The organism is Sporosarcina sp. E16_8 (assembly GCF_017347095.1).
Taxonomy (GTDB): domain Bacteria; phylum Bacillota; class Bacilli; order Bacillales_A; family Planococcaceae; genus Sporosarcina.
Genome location: NZ_JADPRZ010000001.1, coordinates 110,518 through 123,508 on the forward strand (window position 1 = coordinate 110,518; position 12,991 = coordinate 123,508).

A 12,991-nucleotide genomic window follows, 5' to 3' on the forward strand; every position below is an offset into this window, starting at 1 on the left:
GGTTATCCTAGTGCTTTTTCGATTGCTTCAACAACACGATCTGCCTGGAATGGTTTGACGATAAAGTCTTTCGCACCAGCTTGAATCGCATCGATTACCATTGCCTGTTGTCCCATTGCTGAACACATGATGATCTTCGCCGCAGGGTCTTTTTCTTTAATTGCTTTTAAAGCTGCAATACCATCCATTTCTGGCATTGTAATATCCATTGTGACAAGATCAGGTTTTAATTCAAAATACTTTTCAATAGCTTGTAAACCGTCTGCCGCCTCGCCAACCACTTCGAAATTATTTTTTGTCAAAATATCTTTTATCATCATCCGCATGAAAGCTGCATCGTCTACTATTAATATACGTCTACTCATTGTCATTACCCCCGTTATATTATCTTAAATTATTTATACGTTCTGTTTGGCTTAAAATATCTGTAATTCGTACTCCGAAGTTTTCGTCGATAACGACCACTTCTCCTTTTGCGATATGACGGTTGTTTACTAATATATCAACCGGTTCTCCCGCAAGTTTGTCCAGTTCAATAATAGAGCCACTCGACATTTCCAATATCTCCTTGACCGAACGCTTAGTTCTGCCAAGTTCGACCGTGACTTGTAATGGAATATCAAGGAGCATATTTAAGTTATTGGACTCGGACTTGTTTAAAGATAGACTTTCAAAGTTAGCAAACTGTGCCTGCTGAACTTGTACCTGCGGTTGTTGCGGACGCATTTGCATCTGCGGTTGTGGTGCTGGTTGTCCGTATTGTGTGTCATAAGTTGGTTGCTGCATCCCTTGGCCATGACCATTTTGTTCGTACGACTGCTGTTGCACTTGTTGTTGCTGTGCTGGCTGTTGGACTGGAGTGGATTGCTGTTCTATTGGTCGATTCATCTCGGCAACTGCCGCAGTTTCTTCTTCTGCGTCACCGCCCATGAGAGAGGCAACTAATTTTTTGCCAAATCCTAGTGGAAGTAATTGCATAATGTTTGAATCAATCAGGTCCCCTACTTTAAGCGTAAACGATACTTTTATCAATAGGTCATCACCCGGAATAAGATCCCGACCTCGGTCTTCAAGGACATCCATCAAATCGATTGTTGGTGGTGAAATATCGACTTTTCTATTGAACAAAGTTGACATCGAAGTAGCCGCGGAACCCATCATTTGATTCATTGCTTCTTGGACAGCACTTAAATGAATTTCACCAAGGTCCATATTCGGATGTAGACCATCTCCGCCTAACATAAGATCCGCAATAATTGCAGCGTCACTTTGTTTTATTACGAGCAAGTTCATACCACTAAGGCCTACTGTATAGTCAACCTTAATGGCAACGTATGGATGGATAAATTCTTCTTCCAAAACTGCCTTATCGACAACCGAGATAGTAGGCGTCGTTATGTCAACTTTTTGTCCGAGCAATGCAGATAATGCTGTTGCTGAACTGCCGAATGAGATATTACCAATTTCACCAAGTGCATCTCTTTCCATATCATCCAAGTAATCTGCGGTTAGTATTTCTTTTGTGGTGGAGTCCTCAGGCTCATCGATCGACAAAGGTTCTCCACGTAGTAGTGCTTCAATTTCTTCCTGCGAAAGGATATTATCACTCATCATCTTCTTCCCCTCCGATCTTTGTATCAATTATTTGAACAGCCATCTTGTTTTTCAAATGCCCCGGCTGTGCCGTAAATTTAGGTATATCACCAATTTTTATAACGAGTGGATCGTCAATTTTACGGTCTAATTTTACGACATCCCCCACTTGAAGGTAGAGAAAATCTTCAATTGTCATATTTCCAGTACCGAGTTCAGCAATGACAGACAAAGGAGCTTTTTTTAATCGTTTTTCAATAACCATACTTTGCTCTGTCGTAGGTTCTTTCTTGTTAGTCTGCATCCAATAACGGACCGATAAGTTTGGTACGATTGGTTCAAGAACGACGTGCGGGATGCAGATATTGATCATTCCGCTTGATTCTCCGATGATAATATTAAACGATATCACAACGACTGTTTCATTTGGCGATATCATTTGAAGGAATTGAGGATTTACTTCAATCTCCGTCAGGAATGGATCGATATCGATGATTCCTGACCATGCTTCGCGTAAATTATCAAAAGAACGTTCGAATAAATTTGTCATGATTTTTAATTCAATTTCAGTTAAGTTATCAACTTTACCTGGAATTTCTCCAACTCCACCCATCATGCGATCGAGCATCGTATAGGCAATGTTCGGGTTCACTTCCATCAGGATATTGCCGTCTAATGGTGGAACTTCAAAAATATTAATTAAGGTCATATTTGGAATAGAACGTATAAATTCCTCGAAAGGAATCTGATCAACCGATGCTACACTGATTTGGACATACGTTCGCAGCTGTGCTGAAAAATATGTCGTTAATAATCTTGCGAAATTCTCATGAATCCTGGTCAAACTTCGAATCTGATCTTTAGAAAAACGAAGGGCGCGTTTAAAATCATACACTTTTACTTTCCGAGTCTCGTCTTCTTTTTTCATGTCTTCTGCAGACATTTCCCCAGTTGAAATCGCAGATAATAATGCGTCGATCTCACTTTGGGATAATATATCCCCGGCCATATATGGTCACCTCCCACTATCTGACTCTAGTGCAAATGCTTAACTATATCAGTATTTCATTAAATTTGCTACGGTGCTCTGTTTATATAAATATTCAATTGTTCAATATATATGGTTATTGAATAATATAAGAAACGATATAGACCTTTTGTATTTCCCCACTTTGCATAAGAGGGTTAAGATGTGCTATCAAAGCATCCTCGAAGGCCTTTTTGCCAGTTTTTCCTTCAAGGTCTTTCGCCGTCATTTCGGAAAGTTCCTGGATAACGATATTTTTCACTTGAAAATCCCTTTTTGCAAGTTCTTCTCCAGCTAACTTATTATCTGTTTGGATTTTCAAGGTAATGCGGATAAATTGTCGGTCTCCAAGGTTCGTCGTAATTTCGTCGATATCAACCGAAGACTCGATAATTTCATCAATTGTTGGCTCTTTTGCTTCATCATCTTTATTCAGTTGCATAACAAGAATGAGTCCAACTGCGCCGATCAGCGTAATACAAACTAGTATAATAAGCGATACCGTCAGTACTTTATTCTTCATCTTCTTCACCTCGTATATGCGGATTTGATAATAACTGGACCGCCTTATAAAATTCGATGATGCGGCTGTTCACCTCTTCAACAGTATCAAAGACAACATATTTAGTTCCTGTCGTAAGGGTAATCGTCGTGTCAGGAAATGACTCGACTTTCTCAATGTATAGCGCGTTCAATGTGAATTCGGTTTTGTTTAGACGCGTAACTCGTATCATATGTAAGGGGCCGGGCACAGAGCCGGCCCGACCCTCCTTTTCTAGTGAAGCTATGTTAGATTACCTGCGTTGTCGATTAGTTATCGTTTCAAGTTAACAAGTTCTTGCAGGATTTCATCTGATGTTGTGATGATACGCGTGTTTGCTTGGAATCCACGTTGCGCGACGATCATTTCTGTGAATTCTTCAGCAAGGTCGACGTTGGACATTTCTAGGGAACCGGATTTGATAGCTCCGTGACCTCCTGCCCCCTGGGGATCGCCAGGTACGGGATCACCAGAGTTCGGTGATACTTGGAAGTAGTTCCCTCCCACTTTTTCAAGTCCACCGGGATTTGGAAACCTAGCCAACTGAAGTTGCCCTGCCTCTACCAAGTTACTATCTTGTACATATGTCACTTTACCATCTTGGGCAATAGACATGTTTGTAGCATTTGAAGGAATGTTGATAGGACTAGTTAGACCTTGAAGATAACTACCATCGCCGTCCACAAGATCCCCTGCATTATCCAAATAGAAATTTCCCGCTCTTGTATAGAACATATCGTCCCCAGTTCCAACCATGAAGAAACCATCCCCCTCAATTGCAAGGTCTAATGTGTTTCCAGTGAATTGTGTAGAACCAGGTGCATGGATTGTATCTATTGCTGATAATTGTGAACCTAGCCCAACTTGTTTCGCGTTAACCCCACCACGATTTTCGCCAGGTGCTGAAGCTCCCGCAACTGTTTGTGAAAACTGATCCTTAAAAATTGTACGTCCTTTTTTAAATCCGTACGTATTGACGTTTGCAATATTATTACCAATTACATCCAACTTTGTTTGGAAGTTTCTTAGACCTGAAATCCCTGAATACATTGAGCGTATCATTTATATTTTTCCCCTTTCGATTTTAAAAATGTAACCGCATCTATCAGTCAGCGGCTTGATGGCATCCATATAGGTCCTGCCAGTTTTAGCTAAGCACAATTGTGCCGTCGATATTTGTAAATAATTGATCCTTCGCTTCTGTGCGATCCATCACTGTAATGACCGTCGAGTTCTTTGCACTGACTATAAGTGCTGCCTGGTCCATCAGTACCAGCGATTCTTTGATACCCATCTTCTTTGCCTCGTTCACCTTTTCAGTAACATTTGCCCATTCAGCATCTGAAATATGGATGTTCCGTTCTATCAAGCGATCGTTTGCGTGTTTGCTGATTTTCAATTCAGTAGGCTGTACTGCTTTATTCAGATGTTCGAGAAATGATTGTTTCGTACTTGGTGTCAACTGCAGTGATTTACTTTGACGTATAAGTGGTTGCGACGAAATGCGATGGAGATTTATGTTGTCCATATCATCACCCCGTTGGTTTTTCTGATTTTGGTTGTTCCGTTACCGGTAGTTCTTTATCACTAATTGAAGTGAATTTTTTACCGTCAATTCGTGTTCCATCTTCTAAAACATATTGAAGTTTTCCATCTTTATTTGAAACGGATACTACTTTACCTGATTTCTCTATCTCACCGTCCAAATAGCCGACAAATTTGCCGATGAGCATACTCGCTTCAACTAGGCTGTTCGTTCCGCCTGCACTACCCATTACTTCAGATATATTACCTGGCGTCAATTCTTTTCTGTCATCCATAATGAAAATAACATTGCCATTATCATACTTGATGGACACAATCTGATTGATTCCTTCATTGACAACAGGTTTTCCATCTTCCCCTATCACCGGCTTTCCATCTTCACCAACCGCTAGTTCATGCCATTTGATCTCTTTGCCAACAAAACTGTTGTACTGAATCAGTTGTGACTGGTTTTGGGCTTCCGCGAATTTTTCAAATGACTTTGCCATGTTCATCGATTGTTCAAGTGCTGCCATTTGGGCCATCTGAGCGATGGTCTCACTTTCTTTCATAGGGTTCGTCGGGTCCTGGTTTTGCATTTGGGTGATGAGTAATTTCATGAAATCATCTTTCCCCATCACACTGTTCCCAGTTTGACGTTCTTCCTTTTTTTTGTTAGCTAGATACATGTCAGAATTTATTGGTTTTTGTCCTTCAATCGTCATTTGTTATACCCCCAGATCAATCATATATTCTTGGAACGTCATTTCTTCTTCATCTGTTTGTTCCTGTTGCTCGTCTGCTTCTTGTCCTTCTTTTCTGAAGTGCTGATTAAACGCTTGGTCACGATCGTTTTTCGTTGAATCCTGCAATGTTTGAGAAACATCGATTCGTTCTACTTGCAGGTTTTGTTGAAGAAATGCACTTCTAAGCTGATGCAACTGGCTATCGAGCATCTCTTTACCTAGTGCAGTGGATGCCAGAATCCGCGCTGTCATTATTCCATTTACCTGTAACAATTCAATTCGAACTTGCCCCAAATGTTCTGGATATAGTTTGATAAGCAGGCGATTCGTTCCACCAGTTTGACCGAAATTAGAACGTTTAAAAATAGTTTGCATTTCTTTCATTAAGGCTTCATTTCGTGCGTTATTACGATTTTCCACTTCAGTAAGTGTAAGTTCACCTTTAGCCGTTACCACAGTACCAAATGCGCTACTGGCAACTTGTTGCGATGCATCTTTGGTAGTTCCATCATCCGTCATTGTTCGCCCTGTTTCTACTGAAACGACAAATCGCGCGATATTTTTCGACTCCATCAATTGTACCATGACATTCTTCGCAGAGCTGCTGGAATTAAGTACTTTTTCGCAATGTTCACCCGCTGTAGTTAGATAATCTTGCAGCGTGAAAACGTGATGTTCCTGCTTCATTAACAAATCGGTTTTTGGCGCGACAAGTTCTGCTGTTTTTAACAACGTCAACAATTCAACCGCCTGTTGTTTTGGTATTCCGCCTTTTCCTTCAAGCGCATCCGACAATTGAGCGAAAAACTGAGAAGCCACTTTGTCAATGGCATTCAATACCGTCCAAAAGTCATTCGTATTAGCTACCGCTAACAGATCCTCTTCGTTAAGACCCGCTTCTTCCAAGAGTTGAAGTACACTTTCAACCAGATGTTTCGGTTCAATATTAAGTAGATCTGCAAGCTCTTCCAGATTACCTAGATTGGTAATCGATTCTAAATCACCTTCGCCATCTGTTAGGTCTTTAATAGCAGTCTCAAGCTCAACAATAGAAGTTGCATTAAAAATTGCCATAATCGATTCATCGGTTATCCCGCTGACAGGAAGTTCCTGTATAGGAGCGACAGTTAATGGGATATTTCCAGCGATACTACTGAAAATCGATCCAAATGAATTTGTTGTTGGCGGACCTGATTGCATATTATTCGACGAGGTTTTCATGTTCATTCCAGCCATTGCTTGTAATGATGCGATGTTCACTTATTCACCTCCCTTCAATAGTAAAGGTAATTTGTTTATTGCTTCGTCATCATCGTCATATATTTAGCTGCATCTTCAGGAGTCATTTTTTCGAGTATCGAAGCGAGAGTAGCAGATTTCAAGCTCGTCAATATCCTTATGGCTTCTGCATCACTCATTTTCGTAATGACAGGTGCGGACGATTTTGCAGACATTTGCTCAAACGTCTTTACGATTTCATTGAAATCTTGTTTGGAGTTATCTTTATCGCGCATCAGCACTGCAATTTCATCAAGGAGCTTTTCTTGTTCAATCAGCAATTTTTCATTTGCTATAGCTGATTTATCGAAATCTTGTTGGACCTTGAATAGTTGAGCTTCTTTCTCTTGAATTTCCGCCTGCATCGTTACAACACGCTCTTCAAGAACTAGATCACCAACAATTGGATCCTCTTCTTTTTTTTCAGTGACGAATGGCAAACTACCAGTCAACTCTTTCGCCTTGTCAAATACGTTGACATCTGCAAATTTCGCAATAATTAGAACGAGCGCCGTAGTGAATAACAACGGAATCAGTACCCAAAGCAAAAGTTTTTGGAATGTACCGCTTTTCTCCTCTTGTTCTACGTTAGATAGTTGTTCTGTTTGTTTAGTTTTTTTCACTAATTTATCACCTATTTTCTCTTCTTCGGAACTTCAGCGTCGACAATTCATCGAGCTGAATCGCTTCTAGCTGTTCCATTTCAGTACGATGATGTTCACGATCTTTTTCTTTCATCTTTTCAAACTTTCGAACTTCGAGCGTCTTTTCCAAAAGCTTATTTTCGTACCAATTCATTTTCGAGCGCGCTTGCATGACTTGCTGTTGCACTTCTGCAATTCTTTTCTCTAAGCTGCCGATGAAGCGCGAATAATAATGAATTTCATTAACCGAAAAACCGACCGCCATCTTGACCTGCTGTTCGGTAAGCGTATCTTCTTTCTTTTTCAACAACTCATACAGTTTAGTAGCCACTGTTTCGAATGCCTCAACTGATCCTTTAAATTCCACTTCAGTTGCGGTTTTTTCTTGTTCGCGAAATGTCAGTACTTTTTCAAAGCGGTAATTATAAGGTTTCATGCGCTACCGCCTCCTGCACCAAGTGACACCAGCTCAGCTATACTGTCTTCAATTAAAATATTATCTTTAAAGCCTTGTTTTAAAAAATTGGTAATGAGTGGTTCAAATTCAATTGCTTGATCAATTTCTTTAGACGTCCCGCGTTTATAAGCACCGATATTAATAAGGTCTTCGGATTTATTGTAGGTGTAATAAAGTTCGCGTAATCTTTCGGCTGCTTTTACATGCACTGGATCTGCAATGTGATTCATAAGCCGACTAACGCTTTTCAAAACGTTGATTGCGGGATATTGTCCTTTGTTCGCAAGTGTTCGATCTAGAACGATGTGACCGTCCAAGATTCCCCTGACCGCATCAGCAATCGGTTCATTCATATCATCACCATCTACAAGAACTGTATAAAACGCCGTTATGGATCCGTGCTCGTTGGTGCCTGTCCGCTCTAGCAATTTTGGCAAGATAGCAAAGACTGAAGGTGTATAACCGCGCGTAGCGGGCGGTTCCCCAACAGCCAGTCCTATTTCCCGCTGTGCCATCGCTACGCGTGTGACAGAGTCCATCATAAGCATGACGTTCATACCTTTGTCTCTGTAATACTCTGCGATCGCTGTTGCAGTAAACGCCCCTTTTATACGCATTAGCGCAGGCTGGTCCGATGTTGTAGCTACAACAATGGACCTGCTCATACCTTCGGGTCCAAGATCACGTTCGATGAATTCACGAACTTCACGGCCACGCTCACCAATCAATGCAATTACATTCAAATCTGCAGTCGTATTACGGGCAATCATCCCAAGCAATGTACTCTTTCCAACACCAGATCCTGCGAAAATCCCGACACGCTGCCCTTTTCCTACTGTTAACATGCCATCAATCGCCTTGACACCTACTGCAAGCTTTTCGCTAATTGGTGGCCGAGTCAGTGCATTTGGTGGGTCTTGTTCAATCCTAACAGTCGTCAACCCTCTCGGAAGGATGCTGTTATCGATTGGGTTTCCCATCGAATCAAGCACTTTCCCTACTAAATTCATACCTACCTTGATTTCAAGCGGTTTTCCCAAACTTTCAACAAGACACCCACTAGATATGTCACGGATATTCGTATAAGGCATTAGAATGACGATTTCTTCCTTGAATCCGACAACTTCTGCTTTAATAATCGAATCAGCCTTGCCTGTATGATTTAAATGGATATGGCAGACATCCCCAATAGAACTTTCAGGTCCTTGTGACTCAATCATTAAACCAACAACGCGGACAACACGCCCTAGCTTTTTGAAAGTTTTCACATTAGGTATGACCGCAATCAAGTCCTCTGCTTTTTTCATCGTCAATCACCACTTTCCATGATACCAATGAGTTTATCCCTTAATTCATTTAACTGTTCGTCAATACTGACAACAATCCGTCCATGATTAGTTTCGATATAGCACTCGGTTGATTCGAAATCATCATTTGCAAAAATAAGGAATGGTACATTCGGTGGGAAAATTGATGCAAGTTCAGAACGATTATCGGAAACAAGTTCAAAATAATCGAGAGAAACATACAACTTAATCTCTTTCATTTCACGTGTCTCTTTTAATGCTCTTTTTACAACTGATAAATAAACTTCATCATCGTCTTGGAGCGTTTGTCCAATAATTCGCTCTGTAGAAAGCATTGCAAGATCGAGAATGATGCGTTCCTGGCTTACAAGATATTGACGCGCATTTTCATAGGATAATTCCGTCGTTTCATTTGCAGTACTGATAGAAGCCGCCATATCGGATAATGACTTGCTATGCCCCTCTTCATAACCGACTTGAAACCCTTCATCATAGGCTTGTTGCTGAAGTGCCTTTTTTTCGTTCTGCCAGGCTGCTTGCATCGATAAGATATCTTCAGTAGCAGTTTGTCTTAGCCTTTCGATTAACTCTTTTTCCTGCTCGTTTATCGTGTTGGCCTCTTTTAACAAGCGGTCTCGTTCAACTAGTATGGAATCTAATGACAAAATCACTTCCGTGTCAACTTCCTGAGAAACCGAAAGGCTGCGGATGGAGATTTCTTTCGTTTCTCCTTCTTCCAATATTGTATTGAATGAACGAAATACGTTAGACAATGATGTCATCTCCTCCACCACGAGCGATTATGATTTCGCCGGCTTCTTCCAATCTACGAATAGTACTTACAATACGGGATTGAGCCTCTTCGACGTCTTTCAATCGTACAGGTCCCATGACTTCTATCTCTTCTTGGAACGACTCCGCCATCCGTTGGGACATGTTCCTGAACAAGACTTCTTTCACTTCTTCACTAGAAACTTTCAGTGATAGGATTAGATCTTCATTTTCACAATCGCGGATAATACGTTGAATTGAACGGTTGTCCAATGTAACAATATCTTCGAACACGAACATACGTTTCCGAATTTCTTCCGCGAGTTCCGGATCTTGAATTTCAAGTGCATCAAGAATCGTTTTTTCTGTTGTTCTGTCAACTCCATTTAGCACTTCGACGACAGCATCGATGCCACCCGTTTCCGTGTGATCTTGCGTTACAGTTGAAGATAGTTTCCGCTCAAGTACCGATTCGATTTCACTGATGACTTCCGGCGAAGTCGAGTCCATCGTCGCAATTCTTTTCGCGATATCTGCCTGCATTTCCTGGGGCAATGCAGATAAAATCATTCCAGCCTGTTCTGCCTCTAAGTATGACAAAATAAGCGCAATTGTTTGAGGATGTTCATTTTGAATGAAATTCAAAATTTGTGATGGATCGGCGCGTCTAGCAAAATCGAAAGGTCGTACTTGTAAGGATGATGTTAAGCGGTTGATTATTGCTTGCGCATGATCTTTACCAAGCGCTTTTTCAAGTATTGTTTTCGCGTAGCCTATACCACCTTGAGAGATATAATCCTGGGCAAGTGCTATGTTATGGAACTCTTCAATAATTTCTTCTTTCACGGATCCCTCAACTTTTTTGACGCCTGAAATTTCAAGAGTTAGACGCTCAATTTCGTCTTCATTCAAATGCTTATAAATTGCTGCTGATACTTCCGGACCGAGGGAAATGAGCAGAAGTGCTGCTTTTTGTTTCCCTGTCATCCCTTTTTGTTTCTTAACCACAGTTCATCCCTCCGTCATTCCTCGGCTATCCATGTACGCAATAGTTTGGCGAATTCTTCTGGTTTGTCTTTCGCCATCTTCTCAAGTTGTTTCCTACGGACAGTTCCTTCTGTTTCAAGTTCGTTATTAATGTCATCAATATCAAATGTCGCAAGTTGTTCTTCCATAACAAGTTCATCTTCCAACTCTTCTGCTTTTCGGCGGTTCCTAATGAACATAAATACAAGAATACCGATAATGAGAAGAAGTACCCCACCAATCACGTAAATCCACCATGGGATTACTGTCTTCGATGCAGAGATGTCAACCACCTTACCATTAAATGGTTGTACTGAAACAGCGATTTTTTCATTCAGTTCCTCCATCGTCAGCGCTCCGGCAGCTTCTTTATCGATGGATGTACGAATAATTGTCTCAATGATTCGTTGTACATCATCTTGCATTCCCGGTGGCATTGATGTTGGATCATCCGCAATTGGGGGTTCAACCATTACCTGAATTCCGATATCACGGATTTTGTAAGGACTTTCGACAATTTCTTTACGGATTTTGTTCACTTCGTTATTTACAGTTTCCTCTATTTTTTCATAATCGCCGTTAGAAAACGACCCTTCCACGAAGCCTGTTCTGTTGTCTGTTGGGTCTTCTCCTTCCGGAGTACCACCCGCGGCGCCTGGCCCATTTCCTGTAAAGGTCTCAGTGAGACGCTGTACACTTAGTGCAATCCCTTCCATACTTTCCTCGTCGACAGGCAATACAAGATTCTCTTCCCTGTTTTCAAGTTGGAAGTCGATATCTGTTGTGACTGAGACTACAACCTTGTCTTGACCCATCATTGTTCCAAGCATCATCTGTACTTGGCGTTGCAAATCACGTTCAATGGTCTTTTTAAGCGTCATTTGGTCCGTAATGCTAGGTCCGTAAGCATTATCGGAAGTTTTCAAATCAAAATACTCCGAGTACTGGTTCATGATTTGAATATCATCGGTCGACAGATTCGGTATGCTTTTTGATATTAGTTTATAAAGTCCAGTAATCTGTGGTTCAGTGAATTGGTGTCCCGCATCAGTTTTCAACATAATTGCCGCACTTGCCTGTTGTGTAGTCTCATTCAAGAAAACACTCTCTGTAGGCAATGTGATCATCACATCTGCATCTTTCACACCTTCGATTCCTTTAATCAGGTTCGCAAGTTCAGTTTGCATTGAAGCAAGTTTAATCATATTGAACTCGTTATCCGTCGTTCCAAATCCAGCATTTTCTGCAAAGAACGAGTAATCAATCATTCCTGAATTCGGATAACCTTCTGCTGCAAGAGACACCAGTAACGAATCTACGTTTTCACGTGGCACCAGTATCGATGTTCCACCTGGCGCAACCTTACTTTTAACCCCTTGAGCATCAAGTTGTTCCTTAATGCGCCCGATTTCTGCTCGGGATACCTCCGAATAGAGCGGCACATATTCCGTCCTTGATAGAAAGAACGTCAAGAAAGCGGCAATCAAAATAACGGCTACAGTAGTTCCGATATAAGTACCTTTTTGTTTTTTTGTACGACTTGACCAAAACGTTTGAATATCCGCTTTGATTTTCGTCAATCTTTCATTCATTGTAATCCCCCGGTCAGCTTACCTAATTCAAAAATGGACAACACAACTATCGCACAATAAAGTTAATCTTCAATCAGCCGGGGGTCTTAATCCCCCACTGTTTATTAGTTTAACCATTCGGGCTTTTACTGCCCGTTAATGCAAGATCAAACAGGCATTCTGATGATTTCTTGATAAGCTTCAATTACTTTATTCCGCACTTCCATCGTTGCATTTAATGCAATCGTCGCCTTTTGGGATGTAATCATAACATCATGAAGTTCGACATCTCCACCACGCACTAATTTCTCTGTCATCATATCTGATTCTGATTGTTTATTATTGACTTCTTGAATTGCATCTTTTAAATAGGTTCCGAAACTTTGTTGCGCCTCATAGGGTGTTGACGTTGGTTTCAGTTGATTTTCCATCTTAAGTACCCCTGCTGATTGTGCAGGATTAAAAATAGAGTGTATTGCCATTAAGGTAACCTCCTTCTATTATTA

General features: G+C 41.0%; 16 protein-coding genes. All 16 read right to left on the reverse strand.

The window, feature by feature from the left end; all coding sequences use genetic code 11:
* Window positions 1–2: 2 nt before the first annotated feature.
* The 16 genes from I2484_RS00515 to fliE all read right to left on the reverse strand — a co-directional run bounded on the left by I2484_RS00515 (window position 3) and on the right by fliE (window position 12,967).
* Window positions 3–365: a response regulator gene (locus I2484_RS00515; protein ID WP_207149069.1), complete on the reverse strand. Its 363-nt coding sequence runs from the start codon at window positions 363–365 to the stop codon at window positions 3–5.
* A 19-nt stretch (window positions 366–384) separates the two neighbouring features.
* Complete coding sequence (gene fliY, locus I2484_RS00520) at window positions 385–1,611, reverse strand: flagellar motor switch phosphatase FliY (protein WP_207149296.1); 1,227 nt, start codon at window positions 1,609–1,611, stop codon at window positions 385–387.
* Window positions 1,604–2,602, reverse strand: coding sequence for a flagellar motor switch protein FliM (fliM, locus tag I2484_RS00525; protein WP_207149070.1), 999 nt, complete (start codon window positions 2,600–2,602; stop codon window positions 1,604–1,606). The genes fliY and fliM overlap by 8 nt, the downstream gene beginning before the upstream one ends.
* A 115-nt stretch (window positions 2,603–2,717) precedes the next feature.
* Window positions 2,718–3,143, reverse strand: a complete 426-nt coding sequence (gene fliL, locus I2484_RS00530) for a flagellar basal body-associated protein FliL (protein WP_207149071.1) — start codon at window positions 3,141–3,143, stop codon at window positions 2,718–2,720.
* Window positions 3,133–3,354, reverse strand: coding sequence for a flagellar FlbD family protein (locus I2484_RS00535; protein ID WP_207149297.1), 222 nt, complete (start codon window positions 3,352–3,354; stop codon window positions 3,133–3,135). The genes fliL and I2484_RS00535 overlap by 11 nt, the downstream gene beginning before the upstream one ends.
* Before the next feature lie 80 nt (window positions 3,355–3,434).
* A complete protein-coding gene (flgG, locus tag I2484_RS00540) occupies window positions 3,435–4,223 on the reverse strand; it encodes a flagellar basal body rod protein FlgG (protein WP_207149072.1) in 789 nt (262 codons plus the stop codon).
* Window positions 4,224–4,308: 85 nt separating this feature from the next.
* Window positions 4,309–4,689 (reverse strand): TIGR02530 family flagellar biosynthesis protein, encoded by a 381-nt coding sequence (locus tag I2484_RS00545; RefSeq protein WP_207149073.1) that lies wholly within the window; start codon window positions 4,687–4,689, stop codon window positions 4,309–4,311.
* A 4-nt stretch (window positions 4,690–4,693) separates the two neighbouring features.
* The gene (locus I2484_RS00550) at window positions 4,694–5,410 is read right to left on the reverse strand and encodes a flagellar hook capping FlgD N-terminal domain-containing protein (protein ID WP_207149074.1); all 717 of its coding nucleotides are present in this window, start codon (window positions 5,408–5,410) and stop codon (window positions 4,694–4,696) included.
* A gap of 3 nt (window positions 5,411–5,413) precedes the next feature.
* Complete coding sequence (locus tag I2484_RS21780; RefSeq protein ID WP_207149075.1) at window positions 5,414–6,691, reverse strand: flagellar hook-length control protein FliK; 1,278 nt, start codon at window positions 6,689–6,691, stop codon at window positions 5,414–5,416.
* 35 nt (window positions 6,692–6,726) lie between these two features.
* Complete coding sequence (locus tag I2484_RS21785; RefSeq protein WP_207149076.1) at window positions 6,727–7,332, reverse strand: magnesium transporter MgtE N-terminal domain-containing protein; 606 nt, start codon at window positions 7,330–7,332, stop codon at window positions 6,727–6,729.
* Window positions 7,333–7,339: 7 nt separating this feature from the next.
* Complete coding sequence (gene fliJ / locus I2484_RS00565; RefSeq protein ID WP_207149077.1) at window positions 7,340–7,789, reverse strand: flagellar export protein FliJ; 450 nt, start codon at window positions 7,787–7,789, stop codon at window positions 7,340–7,342.
* On the reverse strand, window positions 7,786–9,117 hold the full coding sequence (gene fliI, locus I2484_RS00570) for a flagellar protein export ATPase FliI (protein ID WP_207149078.1): 1,332 nt from the start codon (window positions 9,115–9,117) through the stop codon (window positions 7,786–7,788). Before fliI ends, fliJ begins: the two co-directional genes overlap by 4 nt.
* Before the next feature lie 2 nt (window positions 9,118–9,119).
* Window positions 9,120–9,890 (reverse strand): flagellar assembly protein FliH, encoded by a 771-nt coding sequence (gene fliH, locus I2484_RS00575; protein WP_207149079.1) that lies wholly within the window; start codon window positions 9,888–9,890, stop codon window positions 9,120–9,122.
* Window positions 9,883–10,896, reverse strand: coding sequence for a flagellar motor switch protein FliG (fliG, locus tag I2484_RS00580; protein WP_207149080.1), 1,014 nt, complete (start codon window positions 10,894–10,896; stop codon window positions 9,883–9,885). The genes fliH and fliG overlap by 8 nt, the downstream gene beginning before the upstream one ends.
* Window positions 10,897–10,910: 14 nt before the next feature.
* Window positions 10,911–12,506: a flagellar basal-body MS-ring/collar protein FliF gene (gene fliF / locus I2484_RS00585; protein ID WP_207149081.1), complete on the reverse strand. Its 1,596-nt coding sequence runs from the start codon at window positions 12,504–12,506 to the stop codon at window positions 10,911–10,913.
* A 146-nt stretch (window positions 12,507–12,652) separates the two neighbouring features.
* Window positions 12,653–12,967: a flagellar hook-basal body complex protein FliE gene (fliE, locus tag I2484_RS00590; RefSeq protein ID WP_207149082.1), complete on the reverse strand. Its 315-nt coding sequence runs from the start codon at window positions 12,965–12,967 to the stop codon at window positions 12,653–12,655.
* Window positions 12,968–12,991: the final 24 nt, after the last annotated feature.

What these genes read in the sequence shown, in the direction of transcription:
- fliM (WP_207149070.1), bottom strand. Translation starts at nt 2,602, where the DNA reads ATGGCCGGGGATATATTATCCCAAAGTGAGATCGACGCATTATTATCT.
- fliJ (WP_207149077.1), bottom strand. Translation starts at nt 7,789, where the DNA reads ATGAAACCTTATAATTACCGCTTTGAAAAAGTACTGACATTTCGCGAA.
- fliE (WP_207149082.1), bottom strand. Translation starts at nt 12,967, where the DNA reads ATGGCAATACACTCTATTTTTAATCCTGCACAATCAGCAGGGGTACTT.
- I2484_RS00550 (WP_207149074.1), bottom strand. Translation starts at nt 5,410, where the DNA reads ATGACGATTGAAGGACAAAAACCAATAAATTCTGACATGTATCTAGCT.
- I2484_RS00535 (WP_207149297.1), bottom strand. Translation starts at nt 3,354, where the DNA reads ATGATACGAGTTACGCGTCTAAACAAAACCGAATTCACATTGAACGCG.
- flgG (WP_207149072.1), bottom strand. Translation starts at nt 4,223, where the DNA reads ATGATACGCTCAATGTATTCAGGGATTTCAGGTCTAAGAAACTTCCAA.
- fliY (WP_207149296.1), bottom strand. Translation starts at nt 1,611, where the DNA reads ATGAGTGATAATATCCTTTCGCAGGAAGAAATTGAAGCACTACTACGT.
- fliI (WP_207149078.1), bottom strand. Translation starts at nt 9,117, where the DNA reads ATGAAAAAAGCAGAGGACTTGATTGCGGTCATACCTAATGTGAAAACT.
- fliF (WP_207149081.1), bottom strand. Translation starts at nt 12,506, where the DNA reads ATGAATGAAAGATTGACGAAAATCAAAGCGGATATTCAAACGTTTTGG.
- I2484_RS00515 (WP_207149069.1), bottom strand. Translation starts at nt 365, where the DNA reads ATGAGTAGACGTATATTAATAGTAGACGATGCAGCTTTCATGCGGATG.
- fliL (WP_207149071.1), bottom strand. Translation starts at nt 3,143, where the DNA reads ATGAAGAATAAAGTACTGACGGTATCGCTTATTATACTAGTTTGTATT.
- I2484_RS00545 (WP_207149073.1), bottom strand. Translation starts at nt 4,689, where the DNA reads ATGGACAACATAAATCTCCATCGCATTTCGTCGCAACCACTTATACGT.